20 protein-coding genes are annotated in these 22,633 nt (G+C 70.8%); 10 read left to right on the top strand and 10 right to left on the bottom strand.

The window, feature by feature from the left end; genetic code table 11:
- Positions 1-94: 94 nt before the first annotated feature.
- From IE250_RS12785 to IE250_RS12770, 4 genes are read left to right on the top strand one after another with little or no spacing between them, the layout of a single operon-like run.
- The gene (locus IE250_RS12785) at positions 95-376 is read left to right on the top strand and encodes an exodeoxyribonuclease VII small subunit (protein WP_189669633.1); all 282 of its coding nucleotides are present in this window, start codon (positions 95-97) and stop codon (positions 374-376) included.
- Positions 373-1,329 (top strand): carbohydrate kinase family protein, encoded by a 957-nt coding sequence (locus IE250_RS12780; protein WP_189669632.1) that lies wholly within the window; start codon positions 373-375, stop codon positions 1,327-1,329. Before IE250_RS12785 ends, IE250_RS12780 begins: the two co-directional genes overlap by 4 nt.
- Complete coding sequence (locus IE250_RS12775; protein WP_229872407.1) at positions 1,326-2,027, top strand: carbonic anhydrase; 702 nt, start codon at positions 1,326-1,328, stop codon at positions 2,025-2,027. Before IE250_RS12780 ends, IE250_RS12775 begins: the two co-directional genes overlap by 4 nt.
- Positions 2,028-2,082: 55 nt before the next feature.
- On the top strand, positions 2,083-3,525 hold the full coding sequence (locus IE250_RS12770) for a class II fumarate hydratase (RefSeq protein WP_189669631.1): 1,443 nt from the start codon (positions 2,083-2,085) through the stop codon (positions 3,523-3,525).
- Positions 3,526-3,673: 148 nt separating this feature from the next.
- On the opposite strand, the gene IE250_RS12765 is transcribed toward IE250_RS12770, so the two are convergent.
- From IE250_RS12765 to phoH2, 3 genes are all read right to left on the bottom strand, one after another.
- The gene (locus IE250_RS12765; protein ID WP_189669630.1) at positions 3,674-3,940 is read right to left on the bottom strand and encodes a TM2 domain-containing protein; all 267 of its coding nucleotides are present in this window, start codon (positions 3,938-3,940) and stop codon (positions 3,674-3,676) included.
- 221 nt (positions 3,941-4,161) lie between these two features.
- On the bottom strand, positions 4,162-4,947 hold the full coding sequence (locus IE250_RS12760) for a GOLPH3/VPS74 family protein (RefSeq protein ID WP_189669629.1): 786 nt from the start codon (positions 4,945-4,947) through the stop codon (positions 4,162-4,164).
- 273 nt (positions 4,948-5,220) lie between these two features.
- Positions 5,221-6,480, bottom strand: coding sequence for an RNA 5'-3' helicase PhoH2 (phoH2, locus tag IE250_RS12755; RefSeq protein WP_229872423.1), 1,260 nt, complete (start codon positions 6,478-6,480; stop codon positions 5,221-5,223).
- 505 nt (positions 6,481-6,985) lie between these two features.
- Here phoH2 and IE250_RS12750 point away from each other — a divergent pair.
- Together IE250_RS12750 and nhaA are read left to right on the top strand one after the other, a co-directional pair.
- The gene (locus IE250_RS12750; RefSeq protein WP_189669627.1) at positions 6,986-7,549 is read left to right on the top strand and encodes a DUF1697 domain-containing protein; all 564 of its coding nucleotides are present in this window, start codon (positions 6,986-6,988) and stop codon (positions 7,547-7,549) included.
- 112 nt (positions 7,550-7,661) lie between these two features.
- The gene (gene nhaA / locus IE250_RS12745) at positions 7,662-8,954 is read left to right on the top strand and encodes a Na+/H+ antiporter NhaA (protein WP_189669626.1); all 1,293 of its coding nucleotides are present in this window, start codon (positions 7,662-7,664) and stop codon (positions 8,952-8,954) included.
- A gap of 140 nt (positions 8,955-9,094) precedes the next feature.
- Here nhaA and IE250_RS12740 read toward each other — a convergent pair whose 3' ends face one another.
- The 6 genes from IE250_RS12740 to IE250_RS12720 all read right to left on the bottom strand — a co-directional run bounded on the left by IE250_RS12740 (position 9,095) and on the right by IE250_RS12720 (position 14,294).
- Entirely contained in the window at positions 9,095-10,267 is a 1,173-nt protein-coding gene (locus tag IE250_RS12740) for an acetyl-CoA C-acyltransferase (protein WP_373301681.1), read from the bottom strand.
- Positions 10,268-10,440: 173 nt separating this feature from the next.
- Positions 10,441-11,091, bottom strand: coding sequence for a CoA transferase subunit B (locus IE250_RS12735; protein WP_189669625.1), 651 nt, complete (start codon positions 11,089-11,091; stop codon positions 10,441-10,443).
- A gap of 3 nt (positions 11,092-11,094) precedes the next feature.
- The gene (locus IE250_RS12730; protein WP_229872405.1) at positions 11,095-11,955 is read right to left on the bottom strand and encodes a CoA transferase subunit A; all 861 of its coding nucleotides are present in this window, start codon (positions 11,953-11,955) and stop codon (positions 11,095-11,097) included.
- A 105-nt stretch (positions 11,956-12,060) separates the two neighbouring features.
- Complete coding sequence (locus IE250_RS12725; RefSeq protein ID WP_189669624.1) at positions 12,061-12,810, bottom strand: 3-hydroxybutyrate dehydrogenase; 750 nt, start codon at positions 12,808-12,810, stop codon at positions 12,061-12,063.
- A complete protein-coding gene (locus IE250_RS24855; protein WP_268247821.1) occupies positions 12,807-12,929 on the bottom strand; it encodes a hypothetical protein in 123 nt (40 codons plus the stop codon). Before IE250_RS24855 ends, IE250_RS12725 begins: the two co-directional genes overlap by 4 nt.
- Positions 12,930-14,294 (bottom strand): MFS transporter, encoded by a 1,365-nt coding sequence (locus IE250_RS12720; protein WP_189669623.1) that lies wholly within the window; start codon positions 14,292-14,294, stop codon positions 12,930-12,932.
- Between the two features lie 134 nt (positions 14,295-14,428).
- Here IE250_RS12720 and IE250_RS12715 point away from each other — a divergent pair, with 134 nt between their 5' ends.
- Complete coding sequence (locus IE250_RS12715) at positions 14,429-15,358, top strand: LysR family transcriptional regulator (RefSeq protein ID WP_189669622.1); 930 nt, start codon at positions 14,429-14,431, stop codon at positions 15,356-15,358.
- 63 nt (positions 15,359-15,421) lie between these two features.
- Here the strand turns inward: IE250_RS12715 and IE250_RS12710 are convergent, their stop codons facing one another.
- A complete protein-coding gene (locus IE250_RS12710) occupies positions 15,422-16,879 on the bottom strand; it encodes a helix-turn-helix transcriptional regulator (RefSeq protein WP_189669755.1) in 1,458 nt (485 codons plus the stop codon).
- A gap of 361 nt (positions 16,880-17,240) precedes the next feature.
- Between IE250_RS12710 and aceA the strand changes: the two genes are divergently transcribed.
- The 3 genes from aceA (at position 17,241) to IE250_RS24540 (ending at position 22,632) form a co-directional block, all read left to right on the top strand.
- On the top strand, positions 17,241-18,605 hold the full coding sequence (gene aceA, locus IE250_RS12705; RefSeq protein ID WP_229872404.1) for an isocitrate lyase: 1,365 nt from the start codon (positions 17,241-17,243) through the stop codon (positions 18,603-18,605).
- Positions 18,605-20,425: a malate synthase A gene (gene aceB, locus IE250_RS12700; protein WP_229872403.1), complete on the top strand. Its 1,821-nt coding sequence runs from the start codon at positions 18,605-18,607 to the stop codon at positions 20,423-20,425. Before aceA ends, aceB begins: the two co-directional genes overlap by 1 nt.
- A gap of 377 nt (positions 20,426-20,802) precedes the next feature.
- A complete protein-coding gene (locus IE250_RS24540) occupies positions 20,803-22,632 on the top strand; it encodes an HNH endonuclease signature motif containing protein (protein WP_229872402.1) in 1,830 nt (609 codons plus the stop codon).
- Position 22,633 lies beyond the last annotated feature (1 nt).

The raw sequence follows: 22,633 nt of genomic DNA, 5'->3' as shown, positions 1-22,633 counted from the left end.
TCACCATGGTCCGACGTCGGACGGCCCAGGACCAAACTGTTTCCGCTGTGGACGGAGACAACGGATGTCGGTGGTGTGCTGTTGACTGTTCCTCGTGAGTACAGATGCTGTGACTGGAACCGATCCGGTGGAGGACGCCCCAGCCGTCGCGACGCTCAGCTATGAGCAGGCCCGCGACGAGCTCGTGCGGGTTGTCGGCCGGCTGGAGACCGGCGGGGAGCCGCTGGAGACGTCGCTCGCGCTCTGGGAGCGCGGCGAGGCGCTTGCGGCCCGCTGCCAGGAGTGGCTCGACGGCGCGCGCGAGCGCCTCGCCGCCGCGCAGAACGGCTCGGCGGCATCGCCGGAGTCCCCGGACTCGCCGGAGGACGACGAGTGAGCCCGCACGTCCTCGCCGTGGGCGAGGCTCTCGTGGACGAGGTGCGCCGGCCCGACGGATCCACCGCAGAGCATCCCGGCGGCAGCATCGCCAACGTCGCACTCACGCTGGGCCGTCTCGGCCGGGAGGTCCGGCTCGCGACGTGGCTCGGGGCGGACCCCCGAGGCGACCTGGTGCGGGGCTGGCTCGCCGAGTCCGGGGTCGGGCTGGTCGAGGGCAGCGACGGCGCGGAGCACACCAGCGTGGCGGTGGCCACGCTGGACGAGGGCGGCTCGGCGACCTACGACTTCGACCTGACCTGGCAGGTCCCGGCCCAGGCCCTGCCGGGCGTTGACACCAGCGCCGAGGCGAGCGCCCAGGTCGGCGGCAGCAGCGCGCTGGCCGTCCACACGGGTTCGATCGCGGCGATGCTCGAACCGGGCGCCACGCAGGTGCGGCAGCTCCTGGAGGCCGCACGGACGACGTCGACCACCACCTACGACCCGAATGCGCGGCCCGCGATCATGGGCTCCGCCGTGGACGTGCGCCCGCGCGTCGAGGCGCTCGTACAGCTCTCGGATGTCGTCAAGGTGAGCGACGAGGACCTGGGCTGGCTCTATCCCGACACCGACCCGGTGTCCGTCGCGCGCGAGTGGCAGCGCGGTACGCCCGCACTTGTGGTCGTCACGTTCGGCGGCAAGGGCGCGGTGGCCGTGTCCGACGCCGGCGAGGTCGAGGCGGTCGCCCCTCGGGTCGAGGTGGTCGACACCGTGGGGGCCGGCGACTCGTTCATGGGCGCCCTGATCGACGGCCTGTGGGAGCACGACCTGCTGGGGGCCGACCGGCGGGACGCCTTGAACGCCGTCGGACCGGCCACGGTGCAGCAGGTCCTGGACCGTTGCTGCACGGTTGCCGCCATCACCGTTTCCCGGGCGGGCGCCAACCCGCCGCGTCGTCAGGAGGTCGGGCTGTGAACCCTGGACTGAAGCGAGAGCTGGACCCGGAGCCGCTCACGCCGCGCGATGCCTGGGCGCTGCTGCGCTCCGGCAACGACCGGTTCGTCGCGGACGCGCCGGCGCACCCGTCGCAGAACGCGGACCGGCGACGCGAGCTGCAGGCCGCACAGCACCCGCACACGGTGATCTTCGGCTGCTCGGACTCCCGCGTCGCCGCGGAGATCATCTTCGATCAGGGCCTCGGCGACGTGTTCGTGGTCCGCACCGCGGGGCACGTCCTGGACACCACCGTGATCGGCTCGATCGAGTACGGGGTGGACGTGCTCGGCGCGTCCCTCGTGGTGGTGCTGGGGCACGACTCGTGCGGAGCGGTCGCGGCCGCCGCGCACACGCTCGCCACGGGCGAGCAGGCCACCGGGTTCGTGCGCGCGGTGGTGGACCGGGTGATCCCGTCGATAGTGAACATCACGTCGGGCGACCCGGCCGCGGCAATGGCCGCGCTGTCCGACCAGGACGTGCTGCGCCGCGAGCACGTGAAGCACACCGTCGGGATGCTGCACAGCTACTCGGCCGGGCTGGCACGCGCCGTCGAGGAGGGCCGGTGCGCCGTCGTCGGCCTCGAGTACGACCTCGCCGTGGGCAGCGCCCGCATGGTCGACGTGATCGGCGACGTCGGCGAGCTGCCCGGACCCATCGGGATGCCGCGCGCGGGGTGACACGAGTCACGCGTTCGGTTGCGTTGCCGCGCCGAGGCTACGGCACCATAGAACTATGACTGCTGACACCGTCGTCTCTCCGAGCTCTCCCGAGTCCGGCGACACAACTGCCTACCGCATCGAGCACGACACCATGGGCGAGGTCCGAGTTCCCGCGAACGCTCTGTATCGAGCGCAGACGCAGCGTGCCGTCGAGAACTTCCCGATCTCCGGCACCCCGCTCGAGCGCGCCCACATCGAGGCCCTGGCTCGCGTGAAGAAGGCCGCTGCCACCGCGAACGCGGAGCTCGGCGTGCTCGACAAGGACATCGCCGACGCGATAGTCGCGGCCGCGGACGAGGTCGCCTCCGGCAAGTACGACGGCCACTTCCCGATCGACGTCTACCAGACCGGCTCGGGCACGTCGTCGAACATGAACACCAACGAGGTCATCGCGACGCTCGCCACCGCCGCGCTCGGCAAGGACGTGCACCCGAACGACCACGTCAACGCGTCGCAGTCGTCGAACGACGTGTTCCCCACCTCCGTGCACGTCGCCGCGACGTCGGGCGTCGTGAACGACCTGATCCCCGCACTGACCCACCTGTCCGACGCGCTGCAGGCGAAGTCGGACGAGTACGCGACGGTTGTGAAGTCCGGCCGCACCCACCTCATGGACGCCACCCCGGTCACGCTCGGCCAGGAGTTCGGCGGGTACGCCGCGGCGATCCGCTACGGCGTCGAGCGGCTCCAGGCCGCGCTGCCGCGCGCCGCCGAGGTCCCGCTGGGCGGAACCGCCGTCGGCACCGGCATCAACACCCCGGCCGGCTTCCCGCAGCGCGTCATAGCCCTGCTCGCGCAGGACACCGGCCTGCCGCTGACCGAGGCCCGCGACCACTTCGAGGCGCAGTCGGCACGGGACGGCCTGGTCGAGCTGTCGGGTGCGCTGCGCACCATCGCGGTCTCCGTGACGAAGATCTGCAACGACCTGCGCTGGATGGGCTCTGGCCCCAACACGGGCTTGGGCGAGATCTCGCTGCCCGACCTGCAGCCGGGCTCCTCGATCATGCCGGGCAAGGTCAACCCGGTCATCCCGGAGGCCGTGCTCATGGTGTGCGCGCGCGTCATCGGCAACGACGCCACCGTGACGTGGGCCGGCGCCTCCGGCTCGTTCGAGCTCAACGTGCAGATCCCGGTGATCGCCAATGCGGTCCTCGAGTCGATCCGCCTCTTGTCGAACTCGTCGCGCGTGCTGGCGGACAAGACCGTCGTCGGCATCACCGCGAACGTCGACCGAGCCCGCGCGCTGGCCGAGTCGTCGCCGTCCATCGTCACGCCGCTGAACCGCGTGATCGGCTACGAGGCCGCGGCCAAGGTCGCCAAGCACTCCGTCAAGGAGGGCATCACGGTGCGCCAGGCCGTGATCGACCTCGGCTTCGTCGAGCGCGGTGAGGTCACCGAGGAGCAGCTCGACACGGCACTCGACGTGCTGTCCATGACGCGCCCGCCGCAGGCGTGAGCAGGAGCCGCCCGTCTCACTGAGCCGGGCAGTCCGCAGGCATGGAAACGGCTGGTGTCCCGGCTCGGACACCAGCCTTTTCCATGCCCACAGCGGGCTGACAATGGCCACGCAGCGGCGCGCCTGGCGCCGCCCGGGCCCGGCAGGGTCAGCTCCAGACGAGGGTCGCGCCCTCCTTGTCCTGGAACTTCGAGCGCGCGATCGCGATGATGTCGACGATCGCCCAGACGGCGCCGCCGATACCCAGGGTCACGATGGCCACGCCGAGCACTGCGAAGCCGGTGCCGACCTTGCCCACGTAGAAGCGGTGCACGCCGAGCGTCCCCAGGAAGATGCAGAGCAGCAGCGTGACGAGCGTGTTCTTCTCGCTCTTCGTCGCGGAAGCCGGGGGCTGGCTGATGTGGGTCTCGCTCATTTCAGGTCTCCAAAGAATTGCGGTGAGCCCCTTGCTCACCGTGACAGGAGCGAAAAGTATCTAGAACCGCGCTTAATGCGCCAATCGCCCGCAGAACTTCACCTGCACCATGAACTCCCTTGAGGGAGCCGGTTGGGCGGGCCATCAAACACGGCGAGGGCCGCTTCCCCCTGGGAAGCGGCCCTCGTCGTTCTCCGGCAGACAGCTGCCGGTGCGAGTGCTCAGGCCACGGGGGCGGTGGCCGCCTCGTCCGACGCCGGCGCCGGGCTCGCGGCGTCGTCCTTCGCCGCCGCGTCGTCCTTCGCCGCGGCGAGGATGAGTGCCGTGGCTACCGCCGCGCCGACCGTGGCGACGGTGGCGACCGTGGCCGCGATCGCGACCTGGGTCGCGACGGTGGCCACGCCCCACTCGCTGCCGGCGATCTCCTCGGCGCGCTCCTCGGCGGCCTTGCGCTGCTCCTTGCCGACCAGGCCGGACACCAGGCCCGACCCGTGCAGCAGGGAGATCAGGGTCGCGGTGCGCTCGTCGGGCTCGGCACCCTCGACGAGGACCTTCGTGAGGTTGGCGCGCAGCGTGGCCTCGTGGCTCGAGTCGGCGGCGGGCCAGCGGGTGACCGGGAGCATGCGGAAGAGCCTGGACTCCTCCTTCTCGAGGATCCCACGCTCGACCAGGGCGGCCAGGAGGTTCTCCTCCGCGTTCTCGGAGATGGCCTCGACGACCTTCCGAGCGGGTGCCTCGGGGGTGTCGAGCACAGCCTGCAGGGCGGCGTCGAGCGCCACGTGGCCGGTGGGGGCGTTGTCGGTGACGAGGATCGTGGTGTCGCCGGCCTTCTCGCGCTCTTCCTTGGTCGCGCCGGCCTCCGGCGCGCCCCGCATGAGGGTCTTGTTCGCGGCGGCGAGGTCGGCCAGGAGCGCACCGGCGAGGCGAACACCCAGGTTGTCGACGTTGGCGGTCTTGCCCGTCTCGTCGTCGACGGCGAGCAGGAGGAAGTCTTCGGCAATCAGCATGCCCCGATGCTATATCCGACAAGCGAGACACACCCCAATTGAGACGAGTCACCGCGAGGTTGTGGGCAGTGTCGGATGGCGAGCACCATATGGTTAGCCTTACCTAAGTCTGCTACTGTCGGCCGTGCACGCATCGAGAGGCGCGCCGCCGGACTGCGGGGCTGGGGGGTTCCGTCCGGCGGCACGCCTCTCCCGTGCCAGAAGGTCAGGAACATGTCAGAGGCTCAGGCCACCGAAGATGACCTGAGCCTCTGCCACGTCGGCCGGGTGCCGTCAGACCTCCAGGCGCTCCAGCATGTCGGTCACCAGCGCTGCCACCGGCGAGCGCTCCGACCGGGTCAGGGTCACGTGCGCGAAGAGCGGGTGCCCCTTGAGCGCCTCGATGACCGCGGCGACGCCGTCGTGCCGCCCCACCCGCAGGTTGTCACGCTGCGCGACGTCGTGGGTGAGCACCACGCGCGAGCTCTGGCCGATGCGCGACAGCACCGTCAGGAGCACGTTCCGCTCCAGGGACTGCGCCTCGTCCACGATCACGAACGAGTCGTGCAGCGAGCGCCCGCGGATGTGCGTGAGCGGCAGCACCTCGAGCATGTCGCGTGCGATGACCTCGTCGACGACGTCGGGCGAGACCAGCGCACCGAGCGTGTCGTAGACGGCCTGCGACCACGGGTTCATCTTCTCGGACTCGGATCCGGGCAGGTAGCCCAGCTCCTGACCACCCACCGCGTAGAGCGGCCGGAACACGACCACCTTGCGGTGCTGCTGCCGCTCCAGCACGGACTCCAGGCCGGCGCACAGGGCGAGCGCCGACTTGCCCGTACCGGCCCGGCCGCCGAGGGAGATGATCCCGATCTCCTCGTCGAGCAGCAGGTCGATAGCCACCCGCTGCTCGGCCGAGCGGCCGTGCACCCCGAACACCTCCTGGTCGCCACGGACCAGCCGCACCCGCTTGTCCGCCGTCACCCGCCCGAGCGCGGAACCGCTCGGCGAGTGCACCACCATCCCCGTGTGCACCAGCAGCGGCGACGCCGCCTCGACCGTCGCCGGGTCCAGCGCGGCGATCTCCACCGACTCGTTCTCCCAGAGGGAACCCATCTGCTCGTCCGACAGGTCGATCTCGCGCATCCCGGTCCAGCCGGAGTCCACCGCGAGCTCGGCCCGGTACTCCTCTGCCTGCAGACCGACGGCGGACGCCTTCACCCGCATCGGCAGGTCCTTGGAGACCAGGGTGACGCGGTTGCCCTCGGCCGCGAGGTTGGCGGCCACGGCGAGGATCCGGGTGTCGTTGTCGCCCAGCCGGAAGCCGTCGGGAAGGACCGTCGGGTCCACGTGGTTGAGCTCCACCCGAAGGGTGCCGCCGGCGTCCCCCACGGGGACCGGTGAGTCGAGACGGGCGTGCTGGACGCGCAGCTCGTCCAGCATCCGCAGGGCGCTCCGGGCGAAGTACCCGAGCTCGGCGTGGTGACGCTTCGCCTCCAGCTCCGTGATGACGACGATCGGGAGTACGACATCGTGCTCCGCGAACCGCAACATCGCCTTGGGGTCACTCAACAGCACGGACGTGTCGATGACGAAGGTCCTGCGTTCGTCACCTGCCGCGCCGGGAGCGGCGTCGGCACTCTGGTCGGACGGACGGGTGGTGTGTGCGGAATGGCTCACTGCGGTTCTCCCTCCGGCGCCGAAACGCCGTGACAGCCTCTTCGCTACCTGGCGAGCACCGCCTGTCGGCGGAACCGACCCGGACGAACCGGGGCTGGTGGATGGGCCGGATGACCGACTCGGTGCGCCGCGTCGTGGCGTCGAGCCGGGACCGGCCCTTCTCCACGGAGCGAGCACTCCATAGGTTGGCCTCCCGAAGGGGCGACTGGGTGCCGTCCCTGAGGTGGAAACTACGCGCCCGGCCAAGCCATGACCAGACCCTCGCCCCGGTGGGTCGCAAGTTGTCACGAATTGTTCACACGCTGGCAATAGCTTGACGATTCATTCAAAAAACGGCAAAACTCGCTGGAAGACGCGCCGAGACGGCAGGATGGGCCGCATGATCTGCTTCGCCGTCCTCCTGCGCGCCGTGAACATCGGGCCTGGCCTGCGCGTCACGTCCGCGGACCTGCGCGGCGCCGCCGACGACGCCGGCCTCGGCGCGGCCCGCACGCTGCTCAACAGCGGCAATCTCGTGGTCACGCCCGGCACATCGGGCGTGACGCGGGCCGACGACGTCGCGCGCCTCGTACAGGAGCAGCTCGCCGCGCGCCTGGGCCAGGACGTGCCCGCCGTGGGGCTGAGCGGCCAGCAGCTGGAGGCGATCGCCGGCGCCAACCCTTTCACGGCCGCCGCCCGGGACCACCCGGCCCAGCTGCAGGTGCACGTCCCGTTCGGCGATCTCGACGAGGCGGGCGTAGCCCGGCTCGACCTGGCCAACGCCGGCCGTGAGGTGCTCGCGACCGCCGTCGGCGTGCTGTACGTGCACTACGCGGACGGGATAGGCCGGTCGAAGCTCACCCCGAAGGTCATCGACCGGGCGGTCGGCGCGCCGACAACGGCGCGGAACTGGAACACGATCACCAAGCTGCGCAATGCGTGCGCGGAGCTGGCGTCGGAGTAGGACCATGTGTGGGCAGGTAGGGTAAGACGCAGGGAGTGCCGGGAAGTCTGGTCGGCGTGGACCGGGTCGACCGGTCCGTCTCAGACGACCCGCAAACCCGAGAGGCCAGCCGTTGATCATCAACGCTCCTGCCCCCACCCGAGTCCAGCGCCTGCGCACGTGGATCTCCCGCGAGACGACGGGCGGCGCCCTCCTGATCGGGGCCGCGTTCCTGGCCCTCCTCTGGGCCAACTCTCCCTGGCGAGACGCCTACGAGACCCTGTCCGACACCGTGGTGGGACCCGCCGCGATCGGGCCGCTGCCGGTCCACCTCGACCTGCCTCTCTCCGCGTGGGCCGCCGACGGGCTGCTCGCGATCTTCTTCTTCGTGGTCGGCGTGGAGCTCAAGCAGGAGTTCGTCGCGGGCAGCCTGCGCAACCCGAAGGAAGCCGGCGTCCCCATGATCGCCGCGGTGGGCGGCATGGCCGTGCCCGCCCTCATCTACGTCGGCACCCTTCTGGCGCTCGGCGACTCCAGGGCCCTGCATGGCTGGGCTATCCCGACTGCAACCGACATCGCGTTCGCCGTGGGTGTCCTGGCGATCTTCGGCCGGGGGCTGCCTGCCGCCATCCGGACCTTCCTGCTCACGCTCGCCGTGGTGGACGACCTGCTGGCGATCGTCGTGATCGCCATCTTCTACACCAGCGAGATCCACTGGCTGTCGCTGCTCGGCACGCTCGTCTGCGTCGCGCTGTTCTGGTGGCACGTCCGCTCGCGCGGGCCCCGGTGGTTCGTCCTGCTGCCGCTCGCGATCGTGGCCTGGGCCCTGATGCATGCGTCGGGCATCCACGCGACCATCGCGGGTGTGCTGCTCGGCTTCACCGTCCCGGCGATCGCCATGCACGGCGAGGCCCGGTCGCGCACCGCCCAGTACGAGCACAGGATCAAGCCCGTCTCGTCAGGCTTCGCCCTGCCCGTGTTCGCGTTCTTCGCGGCGGGCGTCTCGCTGCTCGACGGTGACGGTCCCGGCGCCGTGATCGGGCAGCCGGTCGTCGCGGCGATCGCCGCCGGCCTCGTCCTGGGCAAGCTCGTGGGCGTGCTGGGCACCACGGCGCTGATCACGCGGATCACGCCGCTGCGTCTGCCCGACGGCATCGGCGTGCGCGACCTGCTGCCCGTCGGGTTCCTGGCCGGCATCGGGTTCACCGTGTCGCTGCTGATCAGCGAGCTGTCCTTCGGGGACTCCGAGCACGCGGACGGCGCCAAGATCGCGATCCTCGGCGGCTCCGTGGTGGCAGCGATCCTCGGCGCTGTCTCGTTGCGCTGGGACGCGCGGCGCGCGCGTACGGCGGACATGAACCTCGACGGGCGCGCCGACGAGGTCCGCGAGTACATCGGCGACGCCAAGGACCGCGAGACCCACTGACCGCGGCTGGTGAGCCCCCGCTGGTCGAGCCCCCCGCTGGTCGAGCCCCCCGCTGGTCGAGCTTGTCGAGACCTGGGTCTCGACAAGCTCGACCAGCGACGTCAAGCTCGACCAGCGACGTCAAGCTCGACCGCAGGGCCTCAGAACTCCAGGAGCAGGGCCTCTCCCTGGCCTCCACCGCCGCACAGGCCCACGGCGGCCCGGCCTCCCCCGCGCCGCGCCAGCTCGTGCGCCGCGTGGACAGCGATGCGAGCGCCGGACGCCCCCACGGGGTGGCCCAGAGCGATCCCGCCGCCGTGCACGTTGACGATGTCCAGCGGCAGGCCGAGAGCCTTGGCGGACACCCCGACCACCACGGCGAACGCCTCGTTGATCTCGACGAGGTCGAGGTCCTCCGCCGTCCACCCCTCCCGGTCAAGGGCCTGGGCGATCGCCTGCGCCGGCTGGGAGTGCAGCGAGTTGTCCGGGCCGGCCACCTGGCCGTGCGAGCGAACGGTCGCGAGCACGGGAACACCGGCCGCCTCCGCACGTCCTCGGGTCGTGAGCACGAGCGCCGCCGCGCCGTCGGAGATCTGCGACGAGTTGCCCGCAGTCAGGCTCCCCTGGCCCGCGAACGCGGGGCGCAGCTTCGCCAGCGACTCAGGTGTCGTGTCGGGCCGAACGCCCTCGTCGGTGCGTACCTCCACCGGTTCGCCTCGGCGCTGCGGCACCAACACGGGCGCCAGCTCCGCCTCGAACACGCCGTCCTTCGCGGCCGCGGCGGCGCGCTGGTGCGACGCGGCAGCAATCTCGTCCTGCTCCTGCCGCGACACGAACACCGAGCCCGAGTTGTGGTCCTCCGTCGAGACACCCATGGAGACGCCATCGAACGCGTCCGTCAGGGCGTCGTGGGCCGTGGCGTCCAGCAGCTCGGCCGTGCCATAGCCGAACCCGAACCGGGACCCGGCCAGCAGGTGCGGGGCGTTCGTCATCGACTCCTGCCCGCCCACCAGCACCACCGACGCCTCGCCCGTGCGCAGCAGCCGCGCGCCGTCGATGATCGCCGTCAGCCCGGAGAGGCACACCTTGTTGATCGTCACGGACTGCACGTCCCACGCCACGCCCGCGGCCACCGCGGTCTGCCGGGCCGGGTTCTGCCCCGCGCCCGCCTGGATCACCTGGCCGAAGACCACCTTGTCGACGTCGGCCGCGAGTGCCCCCGCGCCCTCCAGGGCACGTCGCGCCGCCACGGCGCCGAGCTCGACAGCGCTCAGCGCCGACAGGGAGCCCTTCAGCCGCCCCTGCGGCGTCCGCGCCGCCGAGACGATCACCACGTCGTCAGCGCTGTTTTTCGCGTTCAGATCAGTGGCACTCGGATCGGTGCTTGTGGCACCTCTCGGAGTGGAAATCGGGTCAGTCATGAGACCTCCTTTGGCCGTTCCTCTCAGCGTATCCCCCGGGATTCGGTGCCGGTTCAACCCGGCTTCAACATGGGCTCAACCCGGCTTCAGCCCGGCGACCCGACGAGCTCCACCGTGACCTCCGGCTCCGTCTTGTCGAGAACCTCCTCGGCCGTCACCCCCGGCGCGAGCTCCCGCAGGACCAGCCCGGACGGGGTCACGTCGAGCACCGCCAGGTCGGTGATGATCCGGTTCACCACACCCTTGCCGGTCAGGGGGAGAGTGCAGGAGCGCAGGATCTTCGGCGACCCGTCGCGCGCCACGTGCTCCATCAGGACGATCACGCGGCCGGCGCCGTGCACCAGGTCCATCGCGCCGCCCATGCCCTTGACCATCTTGCCGGGGATCATCCAATTGGCCAGGTCACCCTCCGCCGAAACCTGCATGCCGCCCAGGATCGCGGCGTCGATCTTGCCGCCGCGGATCATGCCGAACGACATCGCGGAGTCGAAGATCGACGAGCCGGGCAGCAGGGTCACCGTCTCCTTGCCCGCGTTGATCAGGTCGGGGTCCACGGCGTCCTGGGTGGGGTACGGCCCCACACCGAGAATCCCGTTCTCGGACTGCAGCACCAGGTGCCTGCCCTCCGGCACGTAGTTCGGTACGAGCGTCGGCAGCCCGATGCCCAGGTTCACGTACATGCCGTCGGTCAGCTCGCGCGCGGCGCGCGCGGCCATCTCGTGTCGTGTCAAGGCCATGGTTCAGGCTCCCTTCGTGTCCGGGGTGGTGTCCGACGGCGACGGAGCGACCGTGCGCCGCTCGATCCGCTTCTCGATGTCGGTGCCGACGTGCACCACGCGGTGCACGTACACGCCCGGCAGGTGTACGGCGTCCGGGTCGATCTCCCCCGGCTCGACGAGCTCCTCGACCTGCGCGATGCACACGCGCCCCGCCATAGCCGCGAGCGGCGAGAAGTTGCGGGCCGACTTGTTGAACACGAGGTTCCCGTGCCGGTCGCCGCGCAGGGCGTGCACCAGCGCGAAGTCGGTGCTGATCGCCTCCTCCAGGACGTACTCGGCGGATTTCGCGCCGGCGCCGCTCCCGGTCGTGAACGTGCGGACCTCCTTGGGGGTGGACGCGATGGACACGCCACCGGCTCCGTCGTACTTGCGCGGGAGGCCGCCGTCGGCCACCTGGGTGCCGACGCCCGTGCGGGTGAAGAAAGCGGCGATGCCCGCGCCACCGGCGCGGAGCTTCTCGGCGAGCGTGCCCTGCGGGGTGAGCTCCACCTCGAGCTCGCCCGAGAGGAACTGGCGCTCGAACTCCTTGTTCTCACCGACGTACGAGCTGGTCATCTTGCGGACGCGCTGGGCGCTCAGCAGCACGCCGAGCCCCCAGTCGTCGACGCCGCAGTTGTTGCTCACCACGGACAGGTCCGTCGTGCCCTGCGCCAGGAGCGCCTCGATCAACGCGATCGGGTTGCCGCACAGGCCGAAGCCACCCACGGCCAGCGAGGCCCCGTCGGGGATGTCGGCGACGGCCTCGGCCGCGCTGGCGACCACCTTGTCGAACCCGCTGCTTATCGCAGCGCTACCCGTCCCAGCACTACCGAGCTCAGTCATCTTCGACTCCATTCCGCTTCTGTGATCAGGTTCCGGTCGGGTTCCCGGTCAGGCTCCGGGCCCGACGATCAGCAGGGCCACGCGAACACGATCCCGCACTCCTCATCATCGCGCGCTCCATCCGCCGTCCATCGTCCACGAGGCGCCGGACACCATCGCGGCGTCCGGCCCCGTGAGCCACCCGACCAGCGAGGCCACCTCACCGGGCTCGACCAGCCGCTTCACCGCGGACTCCGCGAGCATGACCTTCGCCAGCACCTCGGACTCCGGGATCCCGTGCACCTTCGCCTGCTGGGCGATCTGCTTCTCGATCAGCGGCGTGCGGACGTAGCCGGGGCTGACGCAGACGCTGGTCACCCCGTGCTCGCCACCCTCCAGGGCGGTCACCTTGGACAGGCCCTCCAGTGCGTGCTTGGCCGAGACGTACGCCGACTTGAACGGTGAGGCCACCAGGCCGTGCACCGACGAGATGTTGACGACCCGGCCCCAGCCCCGCGCGTACATGCCGGGCAGCGCCGCCCGGACGAGCAGGAACGGCGCCTCGACCATGATCCGATGGACCAGCCGGAAGTCGTCCGGCGCGAAGTCCTGGATCGGGCTCACCCGCTGGATGCCGGCGTTGTTCACCAGCACGTCCGCCTCCAGCTCGAGGGTGTCGAGCGCGCGGGTGTCGGACAGGTCCACCACCCACGCCTCGCCGCCCACCTCCTCGGCGACCGCCTTGGCGCCGTCGCCGTCCAGGTCGGCCACCGTGACGTACGCTCCGCGCGCGGCGAGCTCACGTGCGCACGCGGCGCCGATGCCGCTCGCACCGCCGGTCACCAGGGCCCGGCGGCCCTCCAGGGTCGGGTTCATCGTCCGTCCTTCTCCTCGGTCGTGCTGTGGTCGATCGGGTGCGCTGGGAGATCGCGGGCCGGGCCGTCGCGGGCCAGGACATCGCGGGGCAGGACGTCGTGCGCCGGCTCGGCCCGCACTCAGTCGTCCTGCAACGCGAGCGCGCGCTCGCGGGCCTGGTCCTCGGCGTCGAGGGCATGCAGCGAGGCACCCCGAGTCTCGCGGAGTGCGAGCGCCGCGACCAGCGTGATCGCCGCCGCGATGGCCATGTAGACGGCGGTGGGCCACCAGGAGCCCGTGTTCTTGAGCCAGGTGGTGGCCAGGATCGGGGCGAGGGAGCCGGCCACGATGGACGTGACCTGGTAGCTGATCGAGACACCCGAGTACCGCATCCGGGTCGGGAACATCTCCGACATGATCGCCGGCTGCACCGCGTACATCATGGCGTGGAACAGCAGGCCGGCCATGAGGACAGCGAGGATCACCCACATGTTCCGGGTGTCCATCGCCGGGAAGGCGAACCAGCACCAGGTCGCGCCGAGGATGGCGCCGGCCACGTACAGCGGCTTGCGTCCGATGCTGTCGGCCAGGCGCCCCACGACGAGGATCACCACGAAGTGGAACGCGTGCGCCGCCGCGACGACGCCGAGGATGCCCGTGGTGTCCATGCCGAGCGCCGTCCCGAGATAGACGATCGAGAAGCTCACCACGAGGTAGTACAGGATGTTCTCCGCGAACCGCAGGCCCATGCCGGTCAGCACGCCACGCGGGTAGCGCCTGATCACCTCGAGGACGCCGTAGCTCTTGGTGCCATCGGAGATCTCGGCCTTCGTCTCCTCGTAGATCGGGGCGTCCGAGACCCTGGTCCGCACGTAGTAGCCGATGACGATGACCACGGCGGAGAGCCAGAACGCGACGCGCCAGCCCCAGGCGAGGAACGCGGCGTCACTGAGCGTGCCGGACATCGTGTAGAGCACCACCGTCGCGAGGAGGTTGCCGCCGGGGACGCCCGCCTGCGGCCACGCCGTCCAGCGGGCCCGCTCGTCGTCCTTGCTGTGCTCCGCGACGAGCAGCACTGCGCCGCCCCACTCCCCGCCGAGCGCCACACCCTGCACGAAGCGCAGGATCACCAGGAGCGCCGGGGCGAGGAACCCCACCTGCTGGAACGTCGGCAGGCAGCCCATGAGCACGGTCGCGGCGCCGATGAGCAGGATCGTGAACTGCAGGGTGTGCTTGCGCCCGAGCTTGTCGCCCAGGTGGCCGAAGATGACGCCGCCGAGGGGACGGGCGAGGAAGCCCACGGCGTAGGTCACGAACGCCGCGATGATCGCGTCGTACTCGTTGCCCGTCTCGGGCATGAGGACCTTGTTGAACACGAGCGCCGAGGCGGTCGCGTAGAGGAAGAAGTCGTACCACTCGACGACAGTGCCGGCCATCGAGGCGGCGACGATACGCCTGATCAGCGACCGGTCCTCCGGTGCCGTGGTGCTCTGCTGTGCAGACATGCTGCTCCTAGGTGTCGACTCTGACACGGGTGTGACCTGCCTGAGTGTTCCCGGGAAGCACTGTGCGCAGCAATGACGAAGTCGGCAGACCACGTGTGCACGAATGCACACCTGGTGCTTGGTACTGTCCCCGCATGCCCGCCCGCAACGATCCGCCGGCCGGCCAGGTGGCCGACCAGCTCCTGGTGCTGCTGGAGGTGGCCCGCACGGGCCGGTACACGACGGCGGCACGGGCGCTCGGCGTCAACCACACCACCGTCGCCCGCAACATCACCGCGCTGGAACGCGCCCTCGGCGGCCGTCTCCTGGTGCGCGGCGCGGACGGCTGGGAGCTCACGACGTTCGGCAGGCGCGCGGCACGGGCGGGCGAGGCGGTGTCGGACGCCGTCGACCGGCTCATCGCGGGCGATACCGAGGCCGATCCGATCACCGGCGTCGTCCGCATGACGGCGACCGACGGGTTCAGCGCGTACGTCGCCTCCCCCGCGATCGCCCGGCTGCGGGGCGCGCACCCGGAGCTGTCCGTCGAGCTCGTCACGGTCACCCGCGTGGCGACCCACCACCGCTCGGGGGTCGACATCGACGTCGTCGTGGGTGACCTGAGCGTCCAGCGGGCGAAGGCCGTGCGTCTGGGCGAGTACGTGCTCGGGATGTACGGCTCGCGCGACTACCTGGCGCGACACGGCACGCCCTCCACGGTCGCCGAGATGTCCCAGCACGGGCTCGTCTACTTCGTCGACTCCATGCTCCAGGTGAACGACCTCGACGCGCCGCGCCGCCTCGTACCCGGCATGCAGGACGCGCTGGCCTCCACCAACGTGTTCGTGCACGTCGAGGCCACCCGGGCCGGGGCGGGGCTCGGATTCCTGCCGTGCTTCATGGCCGACCGGCACGACGACCTGGTGCGGCTCATGCCCGAAGAGGTCACCGAGCGCCTGCCCTACTGGGCGGTGATCCGCAGCGAGTCCTGGCGTCGGCCCGCGGTGGCCGCCGTCGTCCAGGGGCTGGCCGAGGAGATGACCCGCCAGCGGGACCGCATGCTCGGTGTCCGGCCGGACAGCTGACCGGCCGCCTCAGCCGTCCGGAGCGTGTCGTCCGGAGCGTGTCGTCCGGAGCCCTGCCCGTCGTCAGTCCTCCGGAGCGTGCCGCTCCAGGAACCGGTAGACCTCCGTGGTCTCCACCCCCGGGTACGCGCCGGACGGCATCGCAGCCAGCATCGACGCGTGGGGGCGCGCGGAGGGCCAGGCGAAGTCGCCCCACTTGGCGGAGAGCTCCTCGGGCGGACGCCGGCAGCAGGACTCGTCAGGGCAGCGCGAGGCGTTTCGCTCCGTCGTCTCGCGCCCCTCGAACCACTTGACGTGCGCGAACGGCACGCCCACCGACACGGAGAAGGCGCCGTCAGGTGTGTTCTCCACGCGCGACGTGCACCAGTAGGTGCCCGTGGGCGTGTCCGTGTACTGCGCGTACGGGTTGAACCGGTCCTCGATGTCGAACACCCGGCGCGCCGTCCACTTCTTGCACACGTGCTGCCCCTCGACCGCGCCCAGGGCGTCCGAGGGAAACCGCACGCCGTCGTTCTCGTACGCCTTGTGCAGGATCCCCGACTCGTGGACCTTCATGAAGTGCACCGGGATGCCGAGGTGTCGCGTCGCGAGGTTCGTGAACCGGTGCGCCGCCGTCTCGAACGACACCCCGAAGGCGTCACGCAGGTCCTCGATCGCCATGGAGCGCTCGTCCTTGGCGTCGCGCAAGAACTTCACGCCCGGCTTCTCCGGCACCATCAGTGCCGCTGCCAGGTAGTTGGCCTCGACCCGCTGGCGCAGGAACTCGCCGTAGTCGCCAGGCTCCGTGTGGTCGAGCACGTGAGAGGCGAGCGCCTGCAGCAGCGCCGAGCGGGTGTTCGAACGCCCCCGGAACCCCTTGGACGGCAGGTAGAGACGCCGGTTCCGCGTGTCGATGACGGAGCGCGTCGAGTGCGGCAGGTCGCTCACGTAGTGGAGCGTGAAGCCGAGGTGCGCCGCGATCTCGGCGGCCATGCGCTGCGGCAGCGGCCCGGACGTGTGCCCGACGTCGGCGAGCAGCTCCTTCGCGACCTGTTCCAGCTCGGGCAGGTAGTTGTCCTTGGCGCGCATCTCGTCGCGGAGCTCCCCGTTGGCCCGACGCGCCTCCTCCGGCGTGGCCGCGCGCTCCGTGTGCAGGCGCTCCAGCTCGCGGTGCAGCGCCAGGATCGTGGCGAGCGCGTCGTGGGGCAGCGACTTGCCGATGCGCACGCCCTCGATCCCGAGCGACGCGAACAGCGGGCCGCGCTGCGCCCGCTCGAGCTCGATCTCCAGCGCATCCCGCTCCGACGGCGGCTCCGCCGACAGCAGGTCGTCGACGTCGGCGCCGAGCGCCCGCGCGATGGCCTGCAGCTGGGAGAACTTGGGCTCCCGCTTGCCGTTCTCCAGCGTGCTGACCTGCGACGGAGCCCGGTCGATCGCGGAGGCGAGGTCTTCGAGCGTCATGCCCTTGCCCGTCCGCAGGTGCCGGATGCGGCGTCCGATCGTGAGTGCGTCCGGCTCGGCCTGCGGGTGCCCGAGGGCCAGCCCGGACGCCTGACCGGGAGCCTGTCCGGATCGCTGGCCGGATCTCTGTCCGGCCGGCTGCCCGGATCTCTGTCCGCCCGGCTGCCCGGTTCCTTGCCCGGCTGCCAGCCCGGATCGCTGGCCAGAAGCCTGCCCAGGACCGTTCTGCGCGAGACGCGAGGATGTCGCGTTTCGCGGGGTTCTGTGATTCTCGGTCGTTCCTGCCATGCCCGAGGGTGACATACGGACAGCCTTCCGATCAACAGAAGAACTCCAAATCTTCTACTCAGTTCTGCTTGAGATGTGGGTTGCGCAGGACGGATGGTCGTTACACGTCACCCGGCAGCGCGGTGACACGTTCCGTCCGAGAAGGAGACCCGCCATGAGCGCACCCACGATCGATTCCACGTCAGAGGCCACCGCGTCCACGACAACTGGGTCCGAGACGACTGCGGCGACGCCCGTGCGCACCGGCGACCAGGTGCAGACCGCTGCGGACCTGCAGCAGTCCTGGGAGTCCGATCCCCGCTGGGCGGGCATCGAGCGCACCTACACCCCCGAGGACGTCGTGGCGCTGCGCGGCTCGGTCGGCGAGGAGAGCACCCTCGCCCGCCGCGGCGCAGAGCGCCTGTGGCGGCAGCTCCACGAGGAGGACTACATCAACGCCCTCGGGGCGCTGACCGGCAACCAGGCGGTGCAGCAGGTCAAGGCGGGCCTGCAGGCCATCTACCTGTCCGGCTGGCAGGTCGCCGGCGACGCAAACCTCTCGGGGCAGACCTACCCCGACCAGTCGCTCTACCCGGCCAACTCGGTGCCGGCCGTCGTCCGCCGCATCAACAACGCGCTCCTGCGGGCCGACCAGATCGACGTCTCGGAGAACGGCACCCCCACCCGCGACTGGCTGGCCCCGATCGTGGCCGACGCCGAGGCGGGCTTCGGCGGCCCGCTCAACGCGTACGAGCTGATGAAGTCGATGATCCAGTCGGGCGCCGCGGGCGTGCACTGGGAGGACCAGCTCGCCTCGGAGAAGAAGTGCGGCCACCTCGGCGGCAAGGTGCTCGTCCCGACGCAGCAGCACGTCCGCACCCTGAACGCGGCCCGCCTGGCGGCCGACGTCGCCGATGTGCCGTCGATCGTGATCGCCCGGACCGACGCCGAGGCGGCGACCCTGATCACCTCCGACGTCGACGAGCGCGACCGCCCGTTCATCACCGGGGAGCGCACCAACGAGGGCTTCTACAAGGTGACGAACGGCATCGAGCCGTGCATCGCCCGCGCCAAGGCCTACGCGCCGTACTCCGACCTGATCTGGATGGAGACCGGAACGCCCGACCTGGAGCTCGCCCGCAAGTTCGCCGAGGCCGTGAAGGCCGACTTCCCGGACCAGATGCTGAGCTACAACTGCTCGCCGTCGTTCAACTGGAAGAAGCACCTGGACGACGACACGATCGCGAAGTTCCAGCGTGAGCTCGGCGCGATGGGCTTCAAGTTCCAGTTCATCACCCTGGCCGGCTTCCACGCGCTGAACTACTCGATGTTCGACCTGGCCCACGGCTACGCCCGCGAGCAGATGTCGGCGTACGTGCGGCTGCAGGAGGCCGAGTTCGCCGCCGAGGAGCGCGGTTACACCGCCACCAAGCACCAGCGCGAGGTGGGCACCGGCTACTTCGACCGCGTGGCGACGGCGCTCAACCCCGACTCCGCCACCACCGCCCTGGCCGGTTCTACCGAGGAGGCGCAGTTCTGATGACCGCCACCATCGACACCCGAAGCCAGGGCACCAGCCCCTACGACGCCGACGCCGGCCTCGCCGGGATCGGCACCCCGCCGGCGTCGCACCTCGACTCCGCCCCGGTCTCCAGGAGCTCGGCACCGAGCTCGCTGCTGGGCGGCGGGGTGGGTGCCTCGAGAACCGGCACCCGCCGCGGCGTGATCACTGTGACCGGTCCCGTCGGGCCGCGGTACAGCGAGATCCTGACCCCGGACGCGCTGGCGTTCCTCGCTCTGCTCCACGACCGGTTCGACGCCGCCCGCGACGAGCTGATCGCGCAGCGCCAGCTGCGCCGCCAGGACATCGCTGACGGAAGCGACCCGGACTTCCGGGCCTCCACGCGGCCGGTGCGCGACGACCCGCACTGGCGCGTCGCCGGCTCGCGTCATGCGCCCGGCCTGGAGGACCGCCGCGTCGAGATCACGGGACCCACCGACCCGAAGATGACCATCAACGCCCTCAACTCGGGCGCCAGGTGCTGGCTGGCCGACGCGGAGGACGCGTCCAGCCCCACGTGGCCCAACGTGGTGGAGGGGCAGCTCGCGCTGCACGACGCCATCCGCGGCACGCTCAGCTTCACGAACGAGGCGGGCAAGGAGTACACGCTGCGGTCGGCCGACATCGTGGACCTCCCGACCATCGTGTTCCGCCCCCGCGGCTGGCACCTCGACGAGGCCCACCTGCGCTACACGGACGCGAACGGCATCACGAGCAGCGCACTGGGCAGCCTCGTCGACTTCGGTCTCTACATCTTCCACAACGCAGCCGAGCTCATCGCGCGCGGACGCGGTCCGTACTTCTACCTGCCCAAGCTAGAGGGATACAAGGAGGCGCGGCTCTGGAACGAGGTGTTCGAGGTCGCGCAGGACGCGCTCGGCATCCCGCGCGGGACCATCCGCGCGACGGTGCTCATCGAGACGCTGCCCGCGGCGTTCGAGATGGAGGAGATCCTCTATGAGCTGCGCGACCACTGCGCCGGCCTCAACGCCGGCCGCTGGGACTACCTGTTCTCGGTGATCAAGTGCTTCCGCACGCGCGGCGACTCGTACGTGCTGCCGGACCGTGCGCAGGTCACCATGACCGCACCGTTCATGCGTGCCTACACCGAGCTGCTCGTGGCCACGTGCCACAAGCGCGGGGCGCACGCCATCGGCGGGATGAGCGCGTTCATCCCGGACCGCCGCAACCCGGAGGTCACCAGGCAGGCGTTCCAGCAGGTCGCCGGGGACAAGAAGCGCGAGGCCGGCGACGGCTTCGACGGCACGTGGGTGGCCCATCCCGACCTCATCCCGGTGGCCGAGGCCGAGTTCGACGCCGTCCTCGGTGACGCGCCGAACCAGGTCTCGCGGCAGCTGCCCGACGTCGCGGTGGGGCAGCACGAGCTGCTCGACGTCGCGTCGGCCCGCCGCGCGGGGGCGACGGTGACGTCGGCCGGACTGCGGTCGAACGTCTCGGTGGCCGTCCGCTACATCGACGCGTGGCTCCGGGGAACGGGAGCCGCAGCGCTCGACAACCTCATGGAGGACGCCGCCACGGCCGAGATCTCGCGGTCGCAGGTGTGGCAGTGGATCGCCTCGGGCACCGTGACCGACGACGACCAGCTGCTGGTGACGCGCGAGCGGGTCGAGGCGATCCTGCTCGACGTCGTCGCCACGCTGCCGCACGATCGCGGGAACCGGATCGACGACGCGGCTGCGATCTTCCGCGCGGTCGCCCTCGAGGACGACTTCCCGGCGTTTCTCACCAGCCCCGCGTACCAGGGGTACCTGGTGGGCTCGCCCGTCGACCGGCCCTGAGGTCAGGGGCGCCCCGTCACCGGGGCGTGCGCCCCGCCGCTCATCCCCTCCCCCCTCTCGCGTCTCGCTGTTCCGGAACTTCTTCCAGATTTCTGTTCGTGGCGCCTAGGCGCCAACCTCAAGCCGCCCGACGCCGTGCCGGTCGCCGATCTCTCTCCGCTCCCCACCACCCCAGGGGTTAAGCCGGCCCGGCGTCGGGCTTTCGCGCGTCCGCAGGAGCGCACGACCGCTCTGCCACCCCCTGTTGAGCCCTCGAAGGGTTATCCACAGATTCTTTATTGGCCCATCGGTGCGCACGTTTGTTCGATAGGATCGGGGGTAGGTCAGGGAGCCCGACTGGGGCTCCCGGTGTGCGTGGCGGGAATGGGGTGGGGAGCATGCCGGCAGGCCGGTACGACGGCGGTGTCCCGCGCCCGGTGGAGGAGGTCCTGGACGACGTGGACGGGCTGCTGGACGAGCTGGCCGCGGCGTTGGGTCCGGAAGCACGGGACGGCCACCGTGCCGGCGCTGGTGCTGGCGGTCTTGTCCCGGCCGGGCCGGTGGCGGTCTCGCGTCTGGTGGGGGTCTCGGCGCGGCTGCGGGTGGCGGGTGCCCGGATGGACGCGGTGCGGTGGTCGGTGCTGCCCCGGATCGAGGCCGAGGGGTCGTGGGCGGTGACCGGGGCGAGGTCGTTCGCGGTCTGGCTGGCGCGGGTCGAGGACGTACAGACCCTGACCGCACGGAGAGACGTGCGTACGGCCCGGGCTCTGCGGGACCATCTGCCGGCGACGCTGACCAAGGTCCTGGCCGGGAACATCGGGGTGGACAAGGTCCGCGCCCTGGTCGAGGTGGCGACCACCAGCACGCCACGCACCGACGCCCTCGGTGCGCCCGCGATCGACCTGCCTACCACCGGACCCACAACCCCGACACGACCGGCACGGGACGGCACGGCTGGCACGGCCGGCACGGACAGCGACACCAGCGGTGACGCGGACAGTGACCCGGCCGGTGACACGGCTGGTGACGCGGCTGGTGACACGAGCGGTGGTATAGCTGGTGAGACGAGAAGCGGCCCGGGTGACGGGCCCGCGCCCAACGGTCCTGCTGGTCCTGCTGGGGTTGGGTCGCCGACGTGGGAGGAGCAGCTGCTGGACTGGTCGGCCGACAACGGCCCGGACCGGTTCCGGGGACTGGTGCGCTACTTCGCCCGGCACGCCGACCCCGACGCCGACGAACGCGGCTACACCAAGACCAAGGACCGCGAATACCTGGACGTGTCCCCCACCCTGGGCGGGTACCACCTGTCCGGATTCCTGACCGAGGAGCACGGGCAGGGCCTGACCACCGCGATCGGGTCCGTCATGGGCGCCCCGGCCGCCGGGGACGACCGCACCCCCGGACAACGCCGCGCCCAGGCCCTGGCCGACCTCGCCCGCACCGTGCTGGACAACGGGCACACCGGCACCGGCGCCTCCGTGCGCCCCCACCTGACCGTGACCGTCTCCTGGACCGAGCTCCACATCCTCGCCCGCACCACGAACACCACCACAGGCACCACCAGCACGGGCAGGACGGGCACGGGCGCCAACGGCACGACGGGCACGGCGGGCCTGGGTGCCACCGGCAACGGCCTCACCAGCACGACCGGCACGAACCAGACCGGCACGCTGTTCACCGGGACCGGCGACGTCACCGAACCGACCCGGCCGCCGGGAGCCAGCGCGCCCGAGCCGGGCGCGACCGGTGTGTTCGGCGGCGTGATCAACACGACCACGACAGGCCCTGCCAGGCCCGGCCCCGACCGGGTGCAGCGTCCGGCGGTGTTCACCGAGACCGGCACCCCCGTACCGAGCACGCTGCTACGCCGGATCGCGTGCGACAGCGAGATCACCCGCATCGTGTTCGGACCCGACTCCCAGGTGCTGGACGTCGGACGCGCCCAACGCACCATCACCGGACAGCTACGCCGAGCCGTCATCGCCCGCGACCAACACTGCGTCCTGGGACAGTGCGACCAACCACCCTCGCGCTGCGAAGTCCACCACGCCCTGCGCCACTGGGCCGATGGCGGCGAGACCAGCGTGAGCAACGCCGCCCTGCTGTGCTGGCACCACCACGACCTCGTCGACAGCCAAGGCATCACCATGCACTACGACAACGGCTGGCACTTCACCGACCGACACGGCAACCCCATCCACACCACCAAACCCACACCCAAGACATGAC

The organism is Promicromonospora soli (assembly GCF_014653785.1).
In the GTDB taxonomy this organism is placed as follows: Bacteria; Actinomycetota; Actinomycetes; order Actinomycetales; family Cellulomonadaceae; genus Promicromonospora; species Promicromonospora soli.
This window is presented reverse-complemented; position numbering and strand designations above follow the sequence as displayed.